This window comes from Janthinobacterium sp. FW305-129 (genome assembly GCF_020858115.1).
Classification (GTDB): domain Bacteria; phylum Pseudomonadota; class Gammaproteobacteria; order Burkholderiales; family Burkholderiaceae_D; genus Janthinobacterium.
The window spans coordinates 1-22,722 of sequence record NZ_JACYMM010000022.1; the positions used below are offsets into that span (position 1 = coordinate 1).

Annotated in this window: 17 protein-coding genes; 5 read left to right on the forward strand and 12 right to left on the reverse strand. The window is 60.5% G+C overall.

Annotated features, from left to right (window positions below; genetic code table 11):
• Together IGS61_RS27165 and IGS61_RS27170 are read left to right on the forward strand one after the other, a co-directional pair.
• Positions 1-215: hypothetical protein (locus IGS61_RS27165; RefSeq protein WP_230542416.1), on the forward strand; the 215-nt coding region annotated here is incomplete at its 5' end.
• A 194-nt stretch (positions 216-409) separates the two neighbouring features.
• Complete coding sequence (locus IGS61_RS27170; RefSeq protein WP_230542417.1) at positions 410-2,398, forward strand: sigma-54-dependent Fis family transcriptional regulator; 1,989 nt, start codon at positions 410-412, stop codon at positions 2,396-2,398.
• A gap of 1 nt (position 2,399) precedes the next feature.
• On the opposite strand, the gene IGS61_RS27175 is transcribed toward IGS61_RS27170, so the two are convergent.
• The 7 genes from IGS61_RS27175 to IGS61_RS27205 all read right to left on the reverse strand — a co-directional run bounded on the left by IGS61_RS27175 (position 2,400) and on the right by IGS61_RS27205 (position 11,967).
• The gene (locus IGS61_RS27175) at positions 2,400-3,410 is read right to left on the reverse strand and encodes an FAD:protein FMN transferase (protein WP_230542418.1); all 1,011 of its coding nucleotides are present in this window, start codon (positions 3,408-3,410) and stop codon (positions 2,400-2,402) included.
• Positions 3,400-5,472 carry a 4Fe-4S binding protein gene (locus IGS61_RS27180; protein ID WP_230542419.1) on the reverse strand — a complete coding sequence of 691 codons (2,073 nt, stop codon included), beginning with the start codon at positions 5,470-5,472 and terminating at the stop codon, positions 3,400-3,402. Before IGS61_RS27180 ends, IGS61_RS27175 begins: the two co-directional genes overlap by 11 nt.
• Before the next feature lie 87 nt (positions 5,473-5,559).
• Positions 5,560-6,720, reverse strand: coding sequence for a porin (locus IGS61_RS27185; protein WP_230542420.1), 1,161 nt, complete (start codon positions 6,718-6,720; stop codon positions 5,560-5,562).
• Positions 6,721-7,007: 287 nt separating this feature from the next.
• On the reverse strand, positions 7,008-8,744 hold the full coding sequence (locus IGS61_RS27190) for a PQQ-dependent methanol/ethanol family dehydrogenase (protein WP_268994095.1): 1,737 nt from the start codon (positions 8,742-8,744) through the stop codon (positions 7,008-7,010).
• A 49-nt stretch (positions 8,745-8,793) separates the two neighbouring features.
• The gene (locus IGS61_RS27195; protein WP_230542421.1) at positions 8,794-9,183 is read right to left on the reverse strand and encodes a DUF779 domain-containing protein; all 390 of its coding nucleotides are present in this window, start codon (positions 9,181-9,183) and stop codon (positions 8,794-8,796) included.
• 54 nt (positions 9,184-9,237) lie between these two features.
• Positions 9,238-10,758, reverse strand: a complete 1,521-nt coding sequence (gene adh, locus IGS61_RS27200) for an aldehyde dehydrogenase (protein WP_070253912.1) — start codon at positions 10,756-10,758, stop codon at positions 9,238-9,240.
• 252 nt (positions 10,759-11,010) lie between these two features.
• A complete protein-coding gene (locus tag IGS61_RS27205) occupies positions 11,011-11,967 on the reverse strand; it encodes a beta-propeller fold lactonase family protein (protein ID WP_230542422.1) in 957 nt (318 codons plus the stop codon).
• Positions 11,968-12,171: 204 nt separating this feature from the next.
• On the opposite strand from IGS61_RS27205, the gene IGS61_RS27210 reads away from it, so the two are divergent.
• Positions 12,172-14,325, forward strand: coding sequence for a TonB-dependent receptor family protein (locus IGS61_RS27210; protein ID WP_230542423.1), 2,154 nt, complete (start codon positions 12,172-12,174; stop codon positions 14,323-14,325).
• A gap of 57 nt (positions 14,326-14,382) precedes the next feature.
• Here IGS61_RS27210 and IGS61_RS27215 read toward each other — a convergent pair whose 3' ends face one another.
• The 5 genes from IGS61_RS27215 to IGS61_RS27235 all read right to left on the reverse strand — a co-directional run bounded on the left by IGS61_RS27215 (position 14,383) and on the right by IGS61_RS27235 (position 19,904).
• Positions 14,383-15,216 carry a substrate-binding periplasmic protein gene (locus IGS61_RS27215; protein ID WP_230542424.1) on the reverse strand — a complete coding sequence of 278 codons (834 nt, stop codon included), beginning with the start codon at positions 15,214-15,216 and terminating at the stop codon, positions 14,383-14,385.
• A gap of 25 nt (positions 15,217-15,241) precedes the next feature.
• Positions 15,242-15,727, reverse strand: coding sequence for a cytochrome c-550 PedF (pedF, locus tag IGS61_RS27220; protein ID WP_076573049.1), 486 nt, complete (start codon positions 15,725-15,727; stop codon positions 15,242-15,244).
• A gap of 132 nt (positions 15,728-15,859) precedes the next feature.
• A complete protein-coding gene (rtcA, locus tag IGS61_RS27225) occupies positions 15,860-16,879 on the reverse strand; it encodes an RNA 3'-terminal phosphate cyclase (protein WP_230542425.1) in 1,020 nt (339 codons plus the stop codon).
• A 16-nt stretch (positions 16,880-16,895) separates the two neighbouring features.
• Positions 16,896-18,131: an RtcB family protein gene (locus IGS61_RS27230; protein WP_230542426.1), complete on the reverse strand. Its 1,236-nt coding sequence runs from the start codon at positions 18,129-18,131 to the stop codon at positions 16,896-16,898.
• Positions 18,132-18,332: 201 nt separating this feature from the next.
• On the reverse strand, positions 18,333-19,904 hold the full coding sequence (locus IGS61_RS27235) for a vWA domain-containing protein (protein WP_230542427.1): 1,572 nt from the start codon (positions 19,902-19,904) through the stop codon (positions 18,333-18,335).
• Between the two features lie 207 nt (positions 19,905-20,111).
• On the opposite strand from IGS61_RS27235, the gene rtcR reads away from it, so the two are divergent.
• A complete protein-coding gene (rtcR, locus tag IGS61_RS27240) occupies positions 20,112-21,725 on the forward strand; it encodes an RNA repair transcriptional activator RtcR (protein ID WP_230542428.1) in 1,614 nt (537 codons plus the stop codon).
• A gap of 6 nt (positions 21,726-21,731) precedes the next feature.
• Positions 21,732-22,520, forward strand: coding sequence for a nucleotidyltransferase domain-containing protein (locus IGS61_RS27245; protein ID WP_230542429.1), 789 nt, complete (start codon positions 21,732-21,734; stop codon positions 22,518-22,520).
• The last annotated feature ends 202 nt before the right edge of the window (positions 22,521-22,722 follow it).

The window sequence follows — 22,722 nt, forward strand, 5'->3', positions numbered from 1 at the left end:
CTGTATTCGGTTACTGCTTTCGCGCTATCGACAAAGCGTTGTGTTTGTCAGCTGCGAAGAAGGAAGAGTATGAAGCAATTTGCTACGTCCGTCAACTCCTTCTTTTTTCTCACTTTACGCTGCATTTGCATGCGTCGTTCAGCGAGGGGGCGAATTATAGCCGTGCCCAGCACACCCCGCAAGCGCTATTTTTTGCGCCAGATCAAAGGCGATAGGCCTGGCACCGCAATTGCTTATATGAACACATGCACCAACCAACGAGGGGGAGCAACTCTGGGCCTGGCAGCAACACTGGGGACAGCCCGGCTCGCTTTGCTTTGCTCCCATCTGTGACAGGTGCTACATTATGGAACACTCTCGATATTCAAAAGAGCGCCGCAGTACAGGGCCCAACGGAGGCAACGAGATCATGTATCAACCGTCAGCTACTTACCGTAGCGCACCGTTTTCGTCCATCGCGGACGCGAACTCTTTGCCGGCAGGACAGGACAATGTCCCCGTCATCATCGAAACGTCCCATCAGCGCTCAGTTGCGTTTGGCCTGTCGCCCACGGCCACGCCCGACTTTACTCCGGCTGGCAAATCCGACCTGTCCTTGCTGATCGAGCAAAACCGCATGCTGCACACGCACGCGCTGCCCGCGATGGAAACCCTGTACCAGCAAATCGTCAACACGCATAATATGGTGATCTTGACGGATGCCAATGGCGTCATCGTGCATTCGCTGGGCGACGATGATTTCCTGGAGAAAGCCAATCGCGTCGCCCTGCAGCCGGGCGTGGCGTGGTCGGAACAAAGCCGCGGCACGAATGCCATCGGCACGGCCATCACGGAAAAAGTACCGACTCTGGTCCATGCGGACCAGCATTACCTGGCCGCCAATCACTTCCTGACTTGCTCTGCGGCACCGATCACCGATCACCGGGGCAATGTCATCGGCGTGCTGGACGTTTCGAGCGACCAGCGCAGTTTTCACAAGCATACGATGGCCCTCGTGCGCATGTCGGCGCTGATGATCGAAAATCAGCTGTTTTCCGCCACCTTCGAAGATGCCATCACCGTGCACTTCCACGCGCGGCCCGAATTCATCGGCACCTTGATGGAAGGCATCGCCTCGTTCACGCCGGGTGGACGGTTTTTATCCGCCAACAAGAATGGTTTGTTCCAGCTGGGCTTGTCATTTGCCGCGCTGCAATCACATACCTTCAGTTCCTTGTTCGGCTTGCCTGTTTCCGCCCTGTACGACCATTACCGTACCGCCTCGCCCGGCTTGCTGAACCTGTGCATGCATAGCGGCGTGCGCGTGTATGGGCGCGCGCAGTTGCGCCTGTCCAATAGCGTCTTCCAGCACGGCTTTAGCACCAGCACCGACCATAGCGATATCAACGCCGTGCCGGCGGCGATCCCTGCACCGGCCAGCCATGCGGCCAATGCGGCGCGCCGCCTGTCCGGCTTGCGCTACCTGCGCACGGGCGATCCGCAACTGGAATTGGTGATCGAAAAGGTCAATAAAGTCCTGGGACGCGATATTCCCATCCTCGTCATGGGAGAGACAGGCACCGGCAAGGAATTGCTGGCGCAAGCCATCCATAACGATTCGCCACGGGCCATGGGACCGTTTATTGCCGTCAATTGCGCTTCGATCCCGGAAACCCTGATCGAATCGGAACTGTTCGGCTATGAAGACGGGGCGTTTACGGGGGCGCGCAAGAAAGGCGCGATCGGCAAGATCCTGCAGGCCAATGGCGGCACCCTGTTCCTCGATGAAATCGGCGACATGCCTTTCGGCTTGCAGGCGCGGCTGTTGCGCGTGCTGCAGGAACGCATGGTCACGCCGCTGGGCAGCAGCAAGTCGATCACGGTGAATGTGGAACTCATTTGCGCCACGAATCATAACTTGCGCGAACGCATGGCCAAGGGACTGTTTCGCGAAGACTTGTATTACCGCCTGAATGGCCTGGTGGTGAAACTGCCGCCGCTGCGCGAGCGCACGGACCTCGATACCGTGGTGAAGAAAATCCTCGCGACGGAAGCGCCCGACACGCGCTACACGGTGGCGCCCGACATCCTGCGCCTGTTCCACCAGCATAAATGGCCAGGCAACTTCCGCCAACTGACCAACCTGTTGCGCACGGCCATCGTCATGGCTGGCGACGAGCATGAAATCTGTTTGCGCCACATGCCTGACGATTTCCTCGACGATATTGAGATGACGCAAGCGACTGCCGCCAGCGCCAGCACGGACCGCATGATCGCCGCCGGCGCCAACCTGGAAGAGATGGAGCAAAGCGTGATCCTCAAGTCGCTCGATGCCCACGGCGGCAACGTCTCGGCCACGGCGCGGGCCCTGGGCGTGTCGCGCAACACGATCTATCGCAAGGTGCCGCATCTGAAATAGCCTAGAGTAGACGGGGAAAGCCGGGCGACATCTTGCGCCGCCCTTGCTTGTCGATGGTCATCAGGTCGATGCCCTGCATCTGCGCGGCCATCGCATGCGCGCGCACAGCCCCCGTCACCATGAAGGTGGTCGACAAGCCATCGGCAAGCAAACCCGAGGGCGCCAGCACGGTCACGCTGGCCAGTTCGCGTGGCGAATCGCCTTTCGCAGGGTCGAAGATGTGGTGATGCGCGAAGTCAGGCGTGAACGCGCATTCGTAGTCGCCGGACGTGGCCACGCTGCGCCCCTCCACTTTCAAGGTGGCCGCCAGGATTTCCGCGTCGCGCGGATCCTGGATGCCCAAGGTCCACGGGCGGCGCACGGCACGCTGCCCGCGCGCGACGAACTCGCCCGTGTCGAGCAGCGCGTGCCGCACGCCGCGCGCCTGCACGGCTGCCAGCGCCATATCCGCCGCGTAGCCTTGCGCCAGGCCATTCAAGGTCAGCGCCATACCGGGCTGCAGAAAACGCACTTCCCGGCGATCCCACGCCAGTTGCCGCCAGCCCACCCGCGCCTGCGCAGCGCGGCGCAATGCTTCCGCCGGTAAACTTGCCTGGTCTGCCGCCGCGCGGAACAACTGCCACAAGGGTTGCACGGTGATGTCAAATGCCCCATCGCTCCATTGCGACAAGGCTTGTGCCTGCGCCAGCACGGCCAGCAGGTGCGTGTCCGGCCGGGCCAGGCGGCCATCGCGGTTCAGCTGGAAGACTTGGCTGGCGGGACTGTAAATGCTCATCAGGCGGTCGATATTCCTCGCTGCATGGAGGGCGTCTTCGATGGCCAGTTCGGCCTGGTGTTGATCGTGGTGCAACACGGTGACGGCAATCGTCGTGCCAAACGCCAGCGCGGCGCCTTGATATGGGCGCACGCCGGACGCCGTGACCGTGCCGCGCGCCATGCTGCCAGGCAAAATCACGCCCGCCATGCCGGCCACGCTGCCGATCGCTGCGGAAATAAACGTTCTACGCTGCATTGCTGCTCTCCTCTGCCGTGGCCCGGACTATCGGGATGGTACGGGCACGCTTGATTTCCAGCATCAAGGGTGCGCATTTTTCATCGCTGGCGTAGATCACCACGCAATCCATGCATTGAAAACACTCGCCGTAATCGACTTTCCCGCTGGGCGCGATGGCGTGATGCTCGCAGCGGTGGCGGCAAGTCTGGCACGGTGTGCCGCATTCCTTGCGGCGGGGAATCCAGTTGAACAGGCGAAACCGTCCCAGCAGCGCCAGCGCCGCGCCAAACGGGCACAGGTAGCGGCAAAAGAATTTGTAGGAAACACTGCTGAGCAGTAATAAACCCACGGCATACGCGACGAAGGGCCATGCCCGCACGAAGTTCAGGGTGATGGCCGTCTTGAACGGTTCCAGCTCCACCAGCTTGTCCGTGATCTGGCTGGAAAACACGCTGCTTCCGAGTATGGCCGCCAGCAAGCCATATTTGATCCATTTCAAACGTCCATCGAGGCGCGGCTTGATTTTCCACTGCGGCAAGCGCAGCCACTGGCCCAGCTTGCCCGTGAATTCCTGCAGGGCGCCAAACGGGCACAGCCAGCCGCAAAACGTGCCGCGCCCCCAAATGAATAGGCTGAGCAGCACGAAAGCCCACAGGATCACCGTCATCGGATCGAACAGGAAAAAGCCCAGGCTGCGCCCCGCCAGCAGGGCCTGGATAACACCCGTGATATTGACGATCGACAACTGCCCCTGCGCGTAATAACCGATGAAGCCGATGGTAAACAACAAAAACAGGCGGCGGAACCATGCAAATTGCCGGCCATTACGCACCAGACGTTTCTGCCTGGTCAGCGCGCCGGCCAGCAGCGCCAGCCCGGCCAGCAAGATCAGCAGTTCAGCCTTGCGCCCCTTCCACGTGCCGCGCCAGCCGGCATCGTCACCTTGCGGCGCGCTATAAAAATCGGCAGGCAGGCAGTAGCTGAAATCGACGTTGCGGGCGAAGCGCTCCGGATACACGATACCCTTGCTGCGCGTGACCGGCATGGTGAACGCCAGTGGACTGGCCGCATCGAGTCCCGCCTGGCTGATGACGCGGAAGACGGCAATATTTTCAGTCGGCAACGATCCCGCCTCCGACAAGCTCAATTCCAGGTCCAGGTCGCGCATGTCGATGGGCAAGCCATCCTGCTTCAGCAGCAAGCGCTCGGGCACCGTGCCGCGCACGAAATCGTCGCCCAGCACGCTGTAGCGCCCGCGCGACATGACGAGGATGGCGTGGTCGCCTTCGTCTAGCCGGTTGCGCAGCTTGTTCCAGCTGCGTTCCGTCAACAGATTGCGTCCCACCGTGGGCACGGACACATAGGCCAGGTACAGGTCGATGAACAGGCCTTCCGGATCGCGCGCGGCTTCCGGTTCGAGTCCGGCTCCGGGACTGCCGGCAAACAGGCTCTCCACATCCTTGTTGCTCAGGCGCACATGCTGGATCAAGCCCTGCTCAAGCATGTGCGCCACGCTAAGTTTCTCGAACACGTCCATGCGGATGCGGGCGATCTGGTCCGGGTCGCGGCCTTGCGCGAAGCCCAGCTTTTTGCGCGACACTTTCAAGGCAGAGGCCAGCACGCTCTGGTTGATGATGCGCACGGAAGCCGTGGCCTTCGACACGCCATCGATATCGGCATGCGTGGCATCCGCCGCACGTTTCCTCTGGGCACCGATGGCAATGTTTTGCTTGAGCGACAAGCCCTGGTACTGTTTGACGAACTGGAACAACGGTGCTTCACCGAGTCCGTCGAGAAACACGGGTTCATGCTGCGACAGCACTGCGACGTCGAGAAAACTACCCTGAGGATTGATGGCGATCAATAAATTGACAGGAACGCCGGAAAATCCGGGAATCGGCGCCAGATCCACCGACTCGAAGACATAGCCGACCAGTTCCGTTGCCGTGGCGTTTTGCTTAAACAGGGGCCAGACGGGCAAGTCGGCTTCCTTCTCGCCCACGACGAGGGGCGCGGGGAAGCGCCGCGCCAGCTCGGCCCTGGTGAGCACGCCCGCCCACGCCTGTCCCAGAATGAACAAAAATAGCCAGCATCCGATGAACAACCGCAGTATCCGCATGCATTGCACTCCGTGCGGCGCCGCAGCTTCCGGCGCCGCATACATTGGTTAGAAGAAAATAATGCCGCCCAGGGACACGCCATTCATCTTCGCTTCGCCACCCGCAAAGGCTTTCGAGCGCGTCTGCCCCAGCTCGCCCACCAGGGTGATTGCACTGTTAAGCGAGTAGTACGCACCGAGGGTCAGGTTGGCGTTCGACTTCAAGCCGCCCGTGCCGGCCGTGTTGTCGTCGTTCTTGCTGATGCCATAGGACAAGCCCAGCTTCAGCTTGTCCGTCGTTTTATACGTGCCTTGCAGCAGCCAGTTCTTCGATTTGGTATCGCCCTGGTCCGCATCGGACAGGATACCGAGTCCCTTGCCGCCCTGGAAGTTCACCAATATGCCAGCCGGCCCCATCTGGTAGGAGCCGCCCACTTCCACGCCGCGCATGGTCAAGTCGTCGACGCCAGGCGTTTTCGACGTGAATTTTTGCGACTTCACGCCCAGCCAGGCTTTCAAGCCCTCTTGCGCATACGTCAGTTGCACCTGCACTTGCGGGCTGGACTTCGAAGAATAGGTCGAGCCTGCGACAATCGGCGTATCGGAGACGGGACTGACCAGCGCCACATCGGCGCCAAAACCGCTGGACTTCGGCGAGCTGTACATGATCTGGCCATAATTGCCCAGATAGGTGTAGCCGGCGCCGATATGGCCCAGGGTCACCCGGCCCCGCTGCGTCGCCTGCACCGGCGCGCCCGAACCCAGCAAGGTCATGTCGGACAGGATCGCATTCGCGCCGAAGATGCCGTAGTCGCGCCCCAGCTTGAAAGTGCCCATTTCCGCATTGCCAAACGTGAAAAAGGCCTGGCGCACGTCGACCACGCTGTTCTGGCTGATGGCGCTGTCCGTGGCCGTCGAGTTGTAGATGCCGATCAAGGCTTTCACGTCGTACTCGCCCAGGCGCGAGCTTGCTGAGGTGATCAATCCATTCGGCAGCAAGCCGTTGCCGATGGTGGTGCGATCCTTTTCTCCGCCGCAACCGAGCGCCTGGCCGCCCAGCGCCAGCCCGCCCACTGCATCGCCCGAACACGACACTTGCGTGTAATAGGCGTTGACAATGCCGCCCACCGACACGGTCCAGTCGCCGGCCTTGATATCGACGGCGTGCGCCTGCCCCACCGCTGCGATTGTCATGACACCGAGGCTCCCCAGCTTGATCCATGTGTTCATTTCTTCTCCTCTTTCTTCTCTGTTTTTAGTGTGCACACCAGTGATTGATGTACCTCAAGCTTTGGCAATAAGCGTGCCCAGCACGGCTCAGAGGGAGAAAGAGAAAAAGCGTATTTCACTTGTGCAGCAGCGGATCAATCGCCACTGCCAGTGTTCATTTTTTGACCGCAAGCAGGCATATCGGGCGTACAGGTAAACAAAAAACTGACGGCCTGGGCCGTCAGCAAAAAGAAAACACCCGGCGGACAGGGAGACACCCATCCGAGTGGCCCGGATGCTTCGCCCCGTTACTTCGATGCCAGCTTGAAGACCCACACGGAACCGCCTTGTTCCAGGAAGTTGACCTTCTTCGCCACTTCGCCGCCCCACAGCGGCACCGCGCCCCCCCAGCCGGAAACGACGGCGACATATTGCGTGTCGCCATCCTGCCAGGTGACGGGCGGCGCCACGACGCCGGAGCCCGTCTGGAATTTCCACAGCTCCTTGCCCGTCTTCGCATCGACGGCTTTCAGGAAGCCTTCCGGCGTGCCGTAGAACACCAGGTTGCCGGCCGTACTCATCACACCGCCCCACAACGGCGCGTTGTTCTTGATTTCCCAGACGATCTTGCCCGTCTTCGGATCGACGGCGCGCATGGCGCCGATGTAGTCGTCAAACAGAGGCTTGATGGTGAAACCGGCACCGAGGAAGGCGCCGCCCTTCTTGTAGCTGATCGGCTCGTTCCAGATATCCATGCCCCATTCATTCGCGGGAACGTAGAACAGCTTGGTTTGCGGCGAGTAGGCCATCGGCATCTGGTTTTTTGCACCCAGGAAAGCGGGCGCGGCAAACACGGTCGTGCCCTTCTTGCCCTCTTCTCCCTTGGTCGGGTCGCCAGGGCGTCCGGCGGGAATGAAGTTCGGCCGTCCCGTCTTCAGGTCAATGCTGCTGGCCCAGGTGATTTTCTTGACGAACGGAAAGGCGTTCTGCAGCTTGCCGTTGGCCGCATCGATGACGTAGAAGAAACCGTTGCGGTCGGCCTTGCCGCCGTAGCGCTTGCCATCCATGTCGAAGGTGACGAACTCGTTGGCACCGTCGAAATCCCAGGCGTCGTTCGGCGTATTCTGGTACGCCCATTTGATCTGCCCCGTTTTCACGTCGAGGGCCACGGTGGACGACGAGTACAGATTGTCGCCGGGACGCAAATGGCTGTTCCACGGCGCCGGGTTGCCCGTGCCAAAATACGCGAGCTTGGTCTGCGGATCGTAGGTGCCGCCCATCCACGTCGAGGCGCCGCCCGTTTTCCACAGGTCGCCCGGCCAGGTCTTGTTCACGGTACCAGACACGCCATTGTCGATGGCCTTGCCATCCTTGTCGTAGCGGTGGCCCATATGGCCTTCCACCGTGGGACGGCTCCACACGAGGTCACCCGTCATCGGATTGCGCGCCTCGACCCGGCCGACGATGCCGAATTCCCCGCCCGACACGCCCGTCAGCAGCAAGCCTTCGGCGATCAGCGGCGCAGCCGTCATCGAGTAGCCGGCCGCATAATCGTCAACTTTCTCCTTCCAGACGATCTTGCCCGTGTTTTGATCCAGCGCAACGAGATAAGCGTCGAGCGTGCCGAAAATCACCAGGTTGCCGTACAGGGCTGCGCCGCGGTTGACCACGTCGCAGCAGGGCATGATGCCGTCCGGCAAGCGATGCTCATATTTCCACAGTTTGGCGCCCGTTTTCAAGTCGACGGCAAAGATACGCGAATACGATGCCGTGACGAACATCTTACCGTTGTGAATCAAGGGCTGCGATTCCTGGCCCCGCTGCTTTTCGCCGCCAAACGAGAACGACCAGGCCGGCACCAGCTTGGCCACGGTCTTGTCATTGATCTGCGTCAACGGCGAATAGCGCTGGCCCTGCGTGCCCATGCCGAACGACAGGACGCTGGACGGATTCTTCGCCGTGCTGTCGAGCATGGCGGTGGTGACATTGCCCACGTCGGCCGCCTGGGTCAGCGATGCCAAGCCCAAACCGATGAGTATCCCCATGATGTTTTTCTGCACAATCATCTCCCTCTGTTATTAGTATGTGTATGTATCAGGTGTTGCCGTGGTCGTGCGGCTGCGCATGCAACAAGGCGCACTCTTCATCGGTGAACAGGCGCGAGCGCGTCAAAAAGCGCTTGCCCGTGCCGTTGTCGAGTGAAAACATGCCACCATTGCCATCGACCACATCGATAATCAACTGGGTATGCTCCCAGTACTCGAATTGCTCGAGTCCCATGTAGAACGGTGTGCCATTCAAGTTGCCGAGATAAATGTCGGTATCGCTGACATCGAACTCGCCCAGCGCGTAGCACATGGGCGCGCTGCCGTCGCAGCAGCCACCCGACTGGAAAAACATCAACGGGCCGTGACGCTGGCGCAACTTGTCCATCATTTCCAGCGCCGCATCGGTGGCGACCACCCGGGCAATTGCTGCACTCATGGCATCCCTTTCTGCGCGCCGCGCCCGATGAACAGGCGCGGCGCATGTGCCGGTTTAGAAGAAGCCCAGCGCTTTCGGGCTATAGCTCACCAGCAAGTTCTTCGTTTGCTGGTAGTGGTCGAGCATCATCTTGTGGTTTTCGCGGCCGATGCCCGATTGCTTGTAGCCGCCGAACGCGGCGTGGGCCGGGTACAGGTGGTAGCAATTGGTCCACACGCGGCCCGCCTGAATGGCGCGGCCCATGCGGAAGGCACGCGAACCATCGCGCGTCCACAAGCCGGCGCCCAGGCCGTACAAGGTATCGTTGGCAATCGCCAGCGCGTCGGCCTCATCCTTGAAGGTAGTGACGGAGACGACAGGCCCGAAAATCTCTTCCTGGAAGATGCGCATCTTGTTGTGCCCCTTGAACACGGTCGGACGCACGTAGTAGCCGCCTTCCAGGTCGCCCGCCTGCGTGTTGCGCTCGCCGCCGGCCAGCACTTCGGCGCCTTCCTGGCGGCCGATGTCGAGATAGGACAGGATTTTTTCCAGCTGCTCCTGCGATGCCTGCGCGCCGATCATGGTGGACGAATCGAGCGGGTTGCCCTGCTTGATGGCGGCCACGCGCTTCAGGGCCCGTTCGATGAATTTCTCGTAGATCGATTCCTGGATCAGCACGCGCGATGGGCAGGTGCACACCTCGCCTTGATTCAGCGCAAACATCGCAAAACCTTCCAGGCACTTGTCGAAATACTCGTCGTCCGCATCCATCACGTCTTCAAAGAAGATGTTCGGCGATTTGCCGCCCAGCTCCAGGGTGACGGGAATCAGGTTTTGCGCGGCGTAGCCCATGATCAGGCGGCCCGTGCCAGTTTCGCCCGTGAAGGCGATCTTGGCGATGCGCTTGCTCGACGCCAACGGCTTGCCCGCTTCCAGGCCGAAACCGTTGATGATGTTCAACACGCCCGGCGGCAGCAGGTCGCCAATCAGCTCGATCAGCACCATGATGGATGCGGGGGTCTGCTCGGCCGGTTTCAGGACGACGCAATTGCCGGCGGCCAGCGCTGGCGCCAGTTTCCACACGGCCATCAGGATCGGGAAATTCCAGGGAATGATCTGGCCCACGACGCCCAGCGGCTCATGGTAGTGGTAGGCATAGGTTTCCGCATCGATTTGCGCGACGGAACCTTCCTGCGCGCGGATGCAGCCGGCAAAGTAGCGGAAATGGTCGATGGCCAGCGGAATGTCGGCATTCATCGTTTCGCGGATGGGCTTGCCGTTGTCGATGGTTTCCGCCGTGGCGATCAGGCTCAGGTTCTGTTCGATGCGGTCGGCGATGCGGTTCAGGATATTGGCGCGCTCGGCAGGCGAAGTCTTGCCCCAGGCCTCCTTGGCGGCATGCGCGGCATCCAGCGCCAGCTCGACGTCTTCAGTCGTGGAACGGGCGATTTCGCAAAACGGCAAGCCGGTGATCGGCGTGATGTTGGGAAAGTATTCACCTTTTACTGGTGCAACGAATTTGCCGCCGATGTAATTGTCATAGCGTTGTTTGAAGGGATTGGCTACGCCCAGTTTGCTGATGTCTGCGAGATTCATGTCGTCCTCTATCGGGTTAATTAGAATGAAATTACTTAATTAAAATCAAACGTCCTGGTACAGACGGGGTGAGTACACGCAGTCTTCCGCAAATGCCGTGCCAGCTCGCCATCCCCCTACCCAACTTAGCGGGTTTTACCTCTGTTGCAAGGGCCTGGTGGCGATATCGGCGGGTTCAATTGCTGCCGTAGCGCCCCGTCGCCGCTGCACAATGGAACAGGTGTACCAGACTGGAACACCTGCCCTGTACCACTACCGAATCACCACACCCCATGGCAATTCGCCCACGGCAATATCGGCCACCTTGCGCGAGCTGGCCGTGTCGATGACGGAAACGCTGTTCGAGCGCCCGTTGGCCACGTACAGCTTGGCGCCGTCGGGCGTGATAGCCATGTTCCACGGACGCTTGCCGACGGGAATGGTGGCCGTGACCTGATTGCTGGCCATGTCGATCACCATTACCGTGCCGTCGATACCGTTCGAGACATATACCTGTCTGCCGCCGGGATGGACGGCGATACCGTTGGCATTCTTGCCCGCTGGAATGGTGGCAATCGCCTTGCGCGTGGCCATGTCGATCACGTAGACGGCATTGACCAGTTCGCACGCCACATAGGCGTGGCCCGAGTCCGGACTGAAACCGATGCCGCGCGGACGCAGCCCCACGGCGATGGACGCCACCTGGCGGCGTTGCGCCACATCAATGACGTCGACTTGCTCGGCCTCTTCCGCGCTGACCAGCAGCCAGCGCCCATCCGGGCTGAACACGGCGTGTTCCGGATTGCGTCCCTGCACCTTGATGTCGGCGAGCAAGGTGCCCGTCTGGCCATCAAGCAAGGCCACGCTATTGTTTTCCTCGACGGCCACGGCCACGTAACTGCCGTCATGCGAAGCGCTGACGCCTTCGGGCGACTTGCCCAGCGCTACGCTGCGCACGGGCGCGCCGGTCGCGTTATCGATCAGCAACAAGGCGCTGCTGGCGGCATCCGTGACAAACAATTGCCGCCCGGTCGGGTCGGCGGCGATGCCGCGCGGCCGCTTGCCTGCCGCGATCTGGCGCACCACCTGGTCAGTCGCCGTGTCGATCACGCTCACGGTGCCCGATTTTTCATTGGGAACATAGGCAAACGGAGCGGCCTGAAGGGCCGTGCTGAAGAGCGCAGGCAGCAGCCAGCACACCTGGCGCAAGCGCGGGAAGAAGTTGGGCATAATCACCTTTTCAATGGCAAAACACAGGAAAAGCGCGCGGTAGCGGCGCCTCTGATAATTGCTGTATGCAAACGCCGTGCCACTGACACGCGTATAATTTCCGCCCACCAATGGAGACATGGCAGGCATATTGCTTGATACAACTATGCAGACCTGCGCCGCGCACGCGACCAAGCAGGCTTTTATTCACATTGGAGAATCCGCATGCAGCATCGTTTCCGCCTGAACACCATCGCCAGCCTGTTTGTCGCCGGCAGCGCCACCCTCGCCCCCCACGTCTTTGCCGCCGAACCCGCTGACTTGGCCGCCGGGCAACTCATGGATACGGTGGTCATCAGCGGCAGCCGCATCGCCCACCCCAGCCAGGAAGTGCCGGCCTCCATCGACGTCGTCGACAGCGCCCGCATCCAGGAGGGTCAAATCCGCGTCAATGCCTCTGAAGCGCTGGCCGCCGTGCCGGGCCTGGTCGTGCAAAACCGCCAGAATTACGCGCAGGACTTGCAAATCTCGTCGCGCGGCTTCGGCGCCCGCTCGGCCTTCGGCGTGCGCGGCGTCAAGCTGATCAGCGATGGCATTCCCGCCAGCATGCCTGACGGCCAAGGCCAGGCCGCCACCTTCAACCTCGATACGGCCGAGCGCATCGAAGTGCTGCGCGGGCCGTTCTCGGCCATCTACGGCAACCATTCTGGCGGCGTGATCCAGCTGTTCTCCAGGGATGGGCAAAATCCCCCGTCCGTCGAACTGAACGTGACGGGCGGCAGCTTCGGCACCAGCAAGGTGGACCTGTCGGCACAAGGCCAGACAGGCGGCATCGGCTACGTGCTCGACGGTTCGCGCTTCCGCACGGACGGCTTCCGCGACCACAGCGCCGCCACGCGCGAACAGGCGTTCGGCAAGATCACGGTCAAGCCGAATGCGGACAGCAAGCTGACCATCGTCGCCAACAGCCTGCACCAAGGCAACACGCAAGATCCGCTGGGCGCCACCTGGGCCACATTCGCCCGCGATCCGCGCGCCGGCGAAATCGATGCGACGGACACGCAAAACCCGAAGCGCACCCTGGCCGAACGCTACAACACGCGCAAGAGCATCGACCACCAGCAAATCGGCGCCACCTATGAACAGTCGTTCGGCGATGACCGCTTGCATGTGATGGTGTATGGCGGCAACCGTGACGTGATCCAGTACCAGGCATTCTCCAAGTTCCTGCAAAATCAAACTGTTAATGGAGTACTCAAACATTCGGGCGGCGTGGTCGATTTCCAGCGCCAGTTCTACGGCATCGACACCAACTGGCTGCACGTCAACCAGCTGGCCGGCGGCAAGCTGAGCACCACCATCGGCATCGATTACGGCCGCTCCAGCGATGACCGCACCGGCTACGAAAACTTCATCGGGAATAGTTTCGGCGTAAAGGGCAAGCTGCGCCGCGACGAGCAGGATGTCGTCTCCAGCCTCGATCCATATATCCAGGCGGAATGGCAAAGCGGGCCATGGATGCTCAGCGCAGGTTTGCGCTACAGCAAGATGAAAGTGTCGGTCAACGACCATTTCCTCGGCAATGGCGACGATAGCGGTAGCCTGGAATACAGCCACACGACACCCGTGCTGGGCCTGCTGTACAAACTGACGCCGAACGTCAACGTGTATGCCAGCGCCGCGCGCGGTTTTGAGGCGCCCACCCTGAACGAACTGTTTTACTCGGGCACGGGCGGCGGCTTCAATTACCAGCTGAAACCGGCCACCAGCACCAACCTGGAAGCGGGCATCAAGGCCAGGATCGCCAACAACACGCATGTGAATGCGGCCTTGTTCCAGATCAAGACGAACGACGAACTGGTCGTGGACAGTTCCAGCGGCGGGCGCACCAGCTACCGCAATGGAGGCAAAACCTTGCGCCAGGGCATGGAGGTATCGCTGGACTCGACCCTGCCGTATGGCTTCACGACAAAAGTGGCTATCACCAGCCTGCACGCCGTGTATGACCAGGCGTTTGGCAATGTGCGCGAAGGCAGCCGCTTGCCCGGCGTGCCCAGCGCCAACCTGTTCGCGGAACTGGCCTGGAAAGACACGCTGGACCGTTTCGGCGCGGCACTGGAAAGCGTGGCCAGCAACCAGGTCTACGCGGAGGATAGCAACATCGAAAAACCGGCACCCGGCTACACGGTGTTCAATGCGCGCTTTAACGCCAAACAAAACGTAGGGAATTGGCGCTTCAAGGAATTTGCCCGCCTGAACAATCTTTTCGACAAGACCTACGTGGGCTCCGTCATCGTCGGCGACAGCAACAAGCGCTACTATGAAGCGGCGCCGGGCCGCAATTGGTTGCTGGGTGTCAGCGCCCAATATAATTTCTAAAAAGAAAAAGCCCGCGCCTCTTCCGATGCGCGGGCTTTTAAACTCAAGCAAGCTACTTCAGGGGCGAGCTTCCTTCACCCCATATTTCTCAAAGATGGTTTTCAATTCGCCGCTGGCCGCCATCTCATTCATGGCAGCCTGCAGTAACTTGGCTACATCGAGCTGTTGCTTGCTGACGGCCAGGCCCACGGCCCAGCCGGCACGCGGCAAGCGGGCGAACGCCACTTCGCTCAAGGGGAAAGCGGGATCGCTTTTGAGCACCGACTCGATTTCCGAACGGTTCGCCAGCACGGCGTCAAGCTTGCCTGCTTGCAATTGCTGCAAGGCTTCGGCGGCCGTGTCGAAGATGCGCACGTCGTCGCGGTACTTGCCATTGTCCTCGCCCAGCATCAGCATGGCGGCGATCGAGACCTTTTCCACGCCGATGCGCTTGCCAGCCAGCGAGGCGACGCCATCGAATTGCGGCACGGCATGCGCACTGCGCGCCAGGCGCACGGTTTCCACGTAATACGGCGCAAAGATCTCGACCTTGTCGTTGTCCGCCATCAATTTCTTGTCGACCGGCACGTGCAGCATCACGTCGGCGGGGCCATAACCGAGGTAATGCCCCTTCCACACCATATTGCGCAAATCGTCGTTGAGGTTTTCGCCGGCGGGAAATGGCAGCAAGCTCAGTTTCAAGCCCAGCTTTTTCGCCAGCGCTTCGGCAATGTCGATATCGATGCCCGTGCCCTTGTCGGAAAACGGCGCGAACTCGTTGTACACCGCCACTTTCAGGCTGCCCGACTGCTGCACTTTCTGCCAGTCGGCGCGCGCCGGCGCGGCTGCGCACAGCGCCAGGCAAGCGAGCGAGAGCATCGCGCGCGTGCCCCGGAATTGAAATGAACGCATGGGACTCCTTCGTGATCAATTCGGCTTAATTGGATTCGCGGCGGGTTTCCAGGTAGGTCTTGATGGCCCACATGGCTTCCTGGTTGAACACGCCTTCGAACGGCGGCATGTACACGGCGCCATTACGCACTTTACCGTGGCGGATAGTCGCCAGGAAATAATTGTCCGTTTCCTTGTAGCAAGCCTGTTTCTTTGTCTCATTCTTGATACCGAAACAATCGCGGTCCAGCTGGCGCAAGTCCGGCGCGATGCCGCCGGAGATGGCTTCAATGCCGTGGCAGCGGGCGCAATTCTGGTTGTAGGCGGATGTCCCCACCGTCAGGGCCAGTTTGTTGCCCCGATACGGGTTTTGCTCGAGCCACTTGTCGCCCACCTTGGGTAAACCCGTGGTGTCGACACCTTGCGGCGTGACATTGCCATGCGCATAAGCTTGCGGCAAGGTCAGCAGGGAAGTGAGGGCAACGGCGCCGGCGGCGGCTACGCCGAGCAGGGTGCGGATGGAATAGGTCATGCTGGTCTCCTTGGTTTTTTTAGTGAATATCCAAAGAAGAGCAAATGCCATGCCATGCTTGCGTACCCCACATCTGGCTGCCCATGTATCAATTTGGAACAGCTGCAACAGGTATTTGTGTCACCGCGTACGTCAGGCGGCGGCCACCGTGCAGATGCTGGTCCGCTCCTGCTGCTCGAAAGTAATACGCACGGGTAAAAATCTGGCAATCACTTCCGCATTCGTCAGCGCATGCTGCGACACCTTGTTGCAGCTGAAGCTACCGCCACCGGCCAGCGCCATCGGCAGCAGGAGCTGGTCGGCCAGGTGCTCGCCCACGGCCGCGTCCGTCTTGAGATAGGCGCGCACCTCGTTCAACAGGCGCTTGGCCACGGATTCGGCCAGCAAGGACTTTTCGCCGGACGACGTAAATACTTCCGTGACGTGTTCATGCTCCAATGTCAGCAGCAAGACGTTGCCCGGGCCCTGCTCCGCCGGCAAGCCGACGAGGCGCAGCTGCTTGCCGCTCCAGCCCATGCCGCTGGCGACACGCTCGAGTTCGCGCTGCGCCACGTTCACATGCACGCCCGCCACCACGCTTTCCGCATACCCCGCCTTCCGCTCGCCGCGCTGCAGCAGTGAAATGGGCCGCAAGCGCTGGCACGGCTGCACGGTGGCCATCACCTCGCCACCGCCTGCGGGATGAAAGCCATAGCGCTGCTGCGCAATCTCTACCTCGGCGCCCATCTGTTCCAGGATGCGGCCATATGCGCGCTGCAAAAAATGCACGGGCGGCGCCATGGCATTGTGCGTGCCGCCGCTGATGCGCACGGTGGACGGCCCATCCGCATGCAGCAGGGCTGGCAACAGGGTTTGCAATACCAGGGTGCAACTGCCGGCGCTGCCGATGGCAAAGCGGTAATCGCCGCCGCGTATGGGGCCAGGCACGAATTCCAGGCTGGTTGCGCGCAGCGCCACCGGCGTCGTGCGCGCCCCGCAAATGGCGGCCGCCGCCTGTACGGCCAGCAAATGCTGGCGCAGCAAGCCGGGCTTTTCCCGCCCCGCGCGAATGTTAATCAGCCGGAATGGCTGGCCCGTAATCATGGACAGGCTCAGCGCCGAACGTAAAATCTGTCCGCCGCCTTCACCTTGCGCTCCATCAATTTCTATCATCTCTACTTTCTTTCTATTAACCTTTGACGCAAACGACCTGCTTCAGGATATGCACGACATCGACCAGTTCGCGCTGCGCCAGCATCACCGCATCGATATCCTTGTAGGCCATCGGAATTTCATCGATCACGTTTGCATCCTTGCGGCATTCCACACCCTCGGTGGCGCGGATCTGGTCGTCCAGGCTGAAGCGCCGCTTCGCTTCCGTGCGGCTCATCGTGCGGCCCGCGCCGTGGCTGCAGCTATGAAAACTGTCCGCATTGCCCTTGCCGCGCACGATAAAGCTCTTCGCGCCCATGGAGCCGGGAATGATGCCCAATTCTCCGGCGCGGGCCGAGACAGCGCCCTTGCGCGTGATCAACACGTCCTTGCCGAAGTGGTGCTCCTTCTGCACATAGTTATGGTGGCAGTTGACGGCCTCCACGTACGTCTGGAACGGTTTATGAATGACCGTGCGCACGGCGGCGATCAGGTTTTGCATCATCACTTCGCGGTTGTTGCGGGCGAAACGCTGCGCCCAGCCCACGGCTTCCACGTAGTCGTCGTAATGCTGCGTGCCTTCAGCCAGATAGGCCAGGTCCTGGTCGGGCAGATTGATGAAGTGGGTGCGCATGTCCTGCTTGGCCAGTTCGATGAAATGCGTGCCGATGGCGTTACCCACGCCGCGCGAACCGGAATGCAGCATGAACCACACGGAACCCTGTTCATCGAGGCACACTTCGACGAAGTGGTTACCGCTGCCCAGGGTTCCCAGGTGACGATAATTGTTCGTGTTCTTCAGCTTGGGCGTTTTCAGGCAGATGGCGTCGAATTCATCCTTCAGCTGCAGCCAGGCCGCATCGACCACCGAGGGCGGCGTATGCCAGGAACCCTCGTCGCGGCCACGCTGGCCCCGCGTCTTCGGCGACATCCCGTGCGGAATGGCGCACTCGATGGCGCTGCGCAGCGGCCCCAGGTTATCGGGCAGATCATTCGCCGTCAGCGTGGTTTTCGCCGCCATCATGCCGCAACCGATATCGACGCCCACTGCCGCCGGAATCACGGCGCCCAGGGTGGGGATCACGCTGCCGATGGTCGATCCTTTACCCAGGTGGACGTCGGGCATGACGGCGATATGCTTGTAGATGAACGGCAGGGTCGCCGTGTTGCGCAATTGTTTTTTGGCCGCTTCTTCGACAGGCACGCCACGCGTCCACATTTTGACGGGACGGCTGCCTTCGGTATGCAGGACTTCGTATTCTTCTTTCTTCATCGCTTCTCTCATCTTCTATTTTAATCAGTAGGACAACCCGACAAGGTGGGACAGGATTTTCTGCCAGGCTCACTGCGCCTGCCAGGCCGGTTTGACGCGGCTGATCGATGTAATCCTGTCGGCATTCGGGGCACTGCGGCGCATGACAAGGTTGGACAAGACGTCTGTTATGTAGTCTTGTCCGCATTCATGCGCTTTACTTCAACAAGCTGGTGCCGCGATATCGATGGCGGCAATTTCTCCCACCCAGTGGGCGGGGTCAAGCTGGCCGGCGGCAAAGGCGGCGATGATCCTGAATACGTCATCGGAAAAGCCGCCGATGTTCAGGATATCCTCGCGCTCCATCGCCTGCGTGGTGGCGTGCGGCGCAATATCGATGCACACCAGCTTTGCCTGCGGATTGCGCTGTTTGAAGACCTGCCACTGTCCCATGGTCGCCGTGGCGCCGCTGCGCTTCGCGTCTATCCACGATTCGTTATCGGACACATAAATCACCAGGTCGGCCAGCTCCTTCCTGCTGTTCATGCGCAGCAGGGGCGCGCTGCAATTGGTGCCGCCACCGCCGATGGCCGCCAGTCTGGCTGCATTCTCCATCACGCTGTCATCGGCGCCAAGTGCGCACTGCACCACGCTGTGCTCGAACGGCAGCACCATCGCGTCCGGATTCTTGCGCAGCATGGCCGCCGCCACCAGAGCCGCCACGTCGATGCAGCGCACGCTCGAGGTGGCACTACCGCGAAAGCCGCTGACGGGCGAGGCCATCGAGCCGGAAACGTCGGGACACACCACCACCTTGCCGGCGATCCGCGGCACGTTCGCCAGCGATATTTCCAGCGCCTGCTCCAGCGCCGCGTGCACGATGCGCGGTACCTTGTCGCCGGCGGCCAGGTACGCCGACATCAGCTGGTACGGAAACACGCGCGAGCTGGCGATCGCCTCGGGATCGCGCAGCCTGGCGGCGATCAGTTCCGGCATGCCGGCGATGTCGTACACGCCATGGCGGGCGAAGGTATTCAAATTCATGCGCACCATCTGCCAGCCGCCCTGGCGGGCGATCTGCGCCCATGCCTGTGCGTTCAAGGGCAGCGCCGTCAGCATCTGGAACGGCACTGCCGGAATCGCTTGCGCTGGATCAAGCTTGTAAGCCTCGAACGCGGCCAGCACGGGCGGCAGTGCCGCCGCATCGTAGGGCTTGCCGATCAGCCAGGCGAAGAAGGCGGCGCGCCAGGCATCCCCGGGTTTCGGGTGCACCATCTTGACCACGTCGGCCAGCGATGGCGCGTTGCCCACGGCGGCAGCCAGCAAGGCCTGTTCCGACGCGCCGATCAGCCATGCCTGCACGAGCTTTTTCGGACGCGATCCCAGCGATTTGCGGCCGATGACACCCGAACGCACGATTTGCACGAAATTGCGCAGCATCTTGCCGTTGTTAATCACGCGCTGGAAGGCCTGCGTAAATTCTGCAGCGCCCTGCCCCGCCAGCACGGCCACCAGCAAGGCCGGCATATCCTTCATATAGCCCCGCTCGCGGCAGTACACGGCCGTTTGCGCGATGAAGGCCGGTTCGACCGCATTGCACAGCTCGATCACCTTTGCCAGCTGCGCGTCGGCGCTCGCATAAAACGTCGTGTTCAGGCAGCCCGTGGCCGCATACTGGGCCAGCTGATGGCGTGGGGTCAGCGCATACGCTGGCGCGCCTTCGGCATTGTGCGCCAGCGCCGCTGGCAAGGTTGCACTCTGTTTCGCGCTCTGGAATAACTGGGCATTGGCCATTTTTTCGTTCCTCTCTGCTCTCTACGTTTATCTCGTTGGTATCTCCTCTATTGCAAGCGCTGTGCCAGCTTTCAATACTTCCTCAAACATTTACATAAACCATTGATTTCATTAAATAATATTTTCACGCAAGCTATGCGTTGAAAATATCCCTGTCACGGCAATTTGGAATACAATTATCTTTTAAGATAAATATTTATCCCAACTATGCAAGCAAAACGTACCGTCGTCATCGGCTTTCTCGGCACGCAGCTCGACAATGGCAGGGGAACGGCACGCTGGGAAAAGTGGCGCCCCAGCATCGCCCTGACCCAGCACGAGGACAAGATCATCGACCGCTTCGAGCTGCTGTATGCAGGCAGGCAGTTCGACAATCTGGTACGCCAGGTGTCGCAGGACATCGCCAGCGTCTCGCCGGAAACGCAACTGCACGCGCACGATCTGCCGATCAGCGATGCCTGGGATTTTGAAGACGTGTATGGCGCCCTCTATGATTTCGCCAACAGCTATCCCTTCGATCCTGACAATGAGGAGTACTGGATCCACATCACCACCGGCAGCCACGTGGCGCAAATCTGCATGTTCCTGATGACGGAAGCGCGCTATTTCCCGGGCCGCCTCGTGCAGACGTCGCCGCCGAAACGCCAGGCCATTGGCAATCCCGGCAGTTACGCGCTGATCGACCTCGATCTGTCGCGTTACGACCAGATCGCGCAGCGTTTTACGCGCGAGCAGGCAGAAGGCGTCGCCTTCCTGAAGTCCGGCATCGCCACGCGTAATGCGAAGTTCAATGGCATGATCGAGGAAATCGAGCGCGTCGCCATCAAATCGAAGGCCCCCATGCTGCTGATGGGACCTACCGGTGCCGGCAAATCCTTCCTCGCGCGCCGCGTGTATGAACTGAAAAAATCGCGCCACCAGATCGACGGCAAGTTCATCGACCTCAATTGCGCCACCTTGCATGGCGACGGCGCCGCTTCCACCCTGTTCGGCCATATCAAGGGTTCATTTACAGGTGCGGGTTCGGATAGGCCAGGCTTGCTGCGCAGCGCGCACAAGGGCTTGCTGTTTCTCGATGAAATCGGCGAACTGGGACTCGATGAACAGGCGATGCTGCTGAAAGCGATCGAGGAAAAGCGCTTCTTTCCCGTCGGCGCCGATACGGAGGTGCAAAGCGACTTCCAGCTGATCGCCGGCACCAACCGCGACCTGGGCAAGGAGGTGGCGGCCGGCCGCTTTCGCGAAGACCTGTATGCGCGCATCAACCTGTGGACCTACGAATTACCGGGCCTGGCGCAGCGGCCGGAAGACATCGAGCCAAACCTCGACTACCTGCTGGCGCAGTACGGCGCGGAGACGGGAGAGCGAGTGCGCTTCAACAAGGAGGCGCGCGAACGCTTCATGCGCTTCGCCGCATCGCCATCGGCCGCCTGGCACGGCAATTTCCGCGATTTGTCCGCCGCCGTCACGCGTCTGGCCACCTTGTCGGAAGCGGGGCGCATCACGGACCAGGTGGTGGACGAGGAAACGGCGCGCCTACGCCGCCTGTGGCGGCATCATGGCGAACGGCCTGATGGAAACGAGGTGGCACTGGCGCAGATCATGGGAGAAACGGCCGCCGCGCAGCTGGACCTGTTCGATGCGCTGCAGCTGCAGGCAGTCATCAAGGTGTGCCGGCAGGCGAACAGCCTGTCCGACGCGGGCCGCACACTGTATGCGGCATCGCGCGCGGCGAAAGCCAGGCCGAACGATGCCGACCGGCTCAAGAAATACCTCGCCCGCTTTGCCCTTGATTGGGATAAAGTGTCTGCAAGCAACTAATACATAATGACAATGATTCCTGAAGAAATACGAGTAGAAATCATGCGCCGCCTGGCGGCCGTGGAAGAAAAGGAAGGCGTACGGATACTGCTGGCCATTGAGTCCGGCAGCCGCGCCTGGGGCTTTGCGTCGCCCAATAGCGACTTCGACGTGCGTTTCATCTATGCCCGGCCTGAAGACTGGTACTTGAGCGTCGACCTGGAAGACAAGCGCGACGTGATCGAATATCCCATCGTCGACGATATCGACCTCAATGGATGGGATGTGCGCAAGGCGCTCCAGCTATTCAGGCGCTCCAATCCCGCCGTGATTGAATGGATACAGTCGCCGATACAATATATCGAAAATGGCCATTTCAAGACTGGCATCCAAGCCTTGCTCAATTCCATCTATACGCTGGAAAAGGGTATCTACCATTACCGCAGCATGGCCAAGACCAATTACCGCGGCTATCTGATGGCGGAGATGGTGCCTTTGAAGAAATATTTTTATGTATTGCGCCCCTTGCTGGCCACGCGCTGGATAGAAACTTATCGCACGGCGCCGCCCATCGAATTTGCGGCCCTGCTGCACCTGCTACCAAAGGAAGAGGGCTTGCTGGAGGAAATTCACAGGCTGCTCGAGCGTAAAAAGCTCGCGCTGGAGAAGGAATTAGCCCCACGCATCGACAAGCTCAATGCATTTATCGAATCGGAATTGGCCAGACTGGAAAATTTCAGCGTGGAGAAAGAAGAAAAACCCGCCGGGATGCAGGATTTGAATCATCTATTCCAGCGGATACTGCGAGAAATCTGATCTGAAAATGACAACGGCAGCGCGCAGCGCTGCCTTTTTTTCGTCCGTGCGCCGTGCAAGCGCTGGCGTAGATAAAATTAGCGGACATAAAAAAACCCCCACCGGATCACCGATGGGGGTTTTTTCGAATAACAAGCCTGACGATAACCTACTTTCACACTGGTTGCAGCACTATCATCGGCGCAAAGTTGTTTCACGGTCC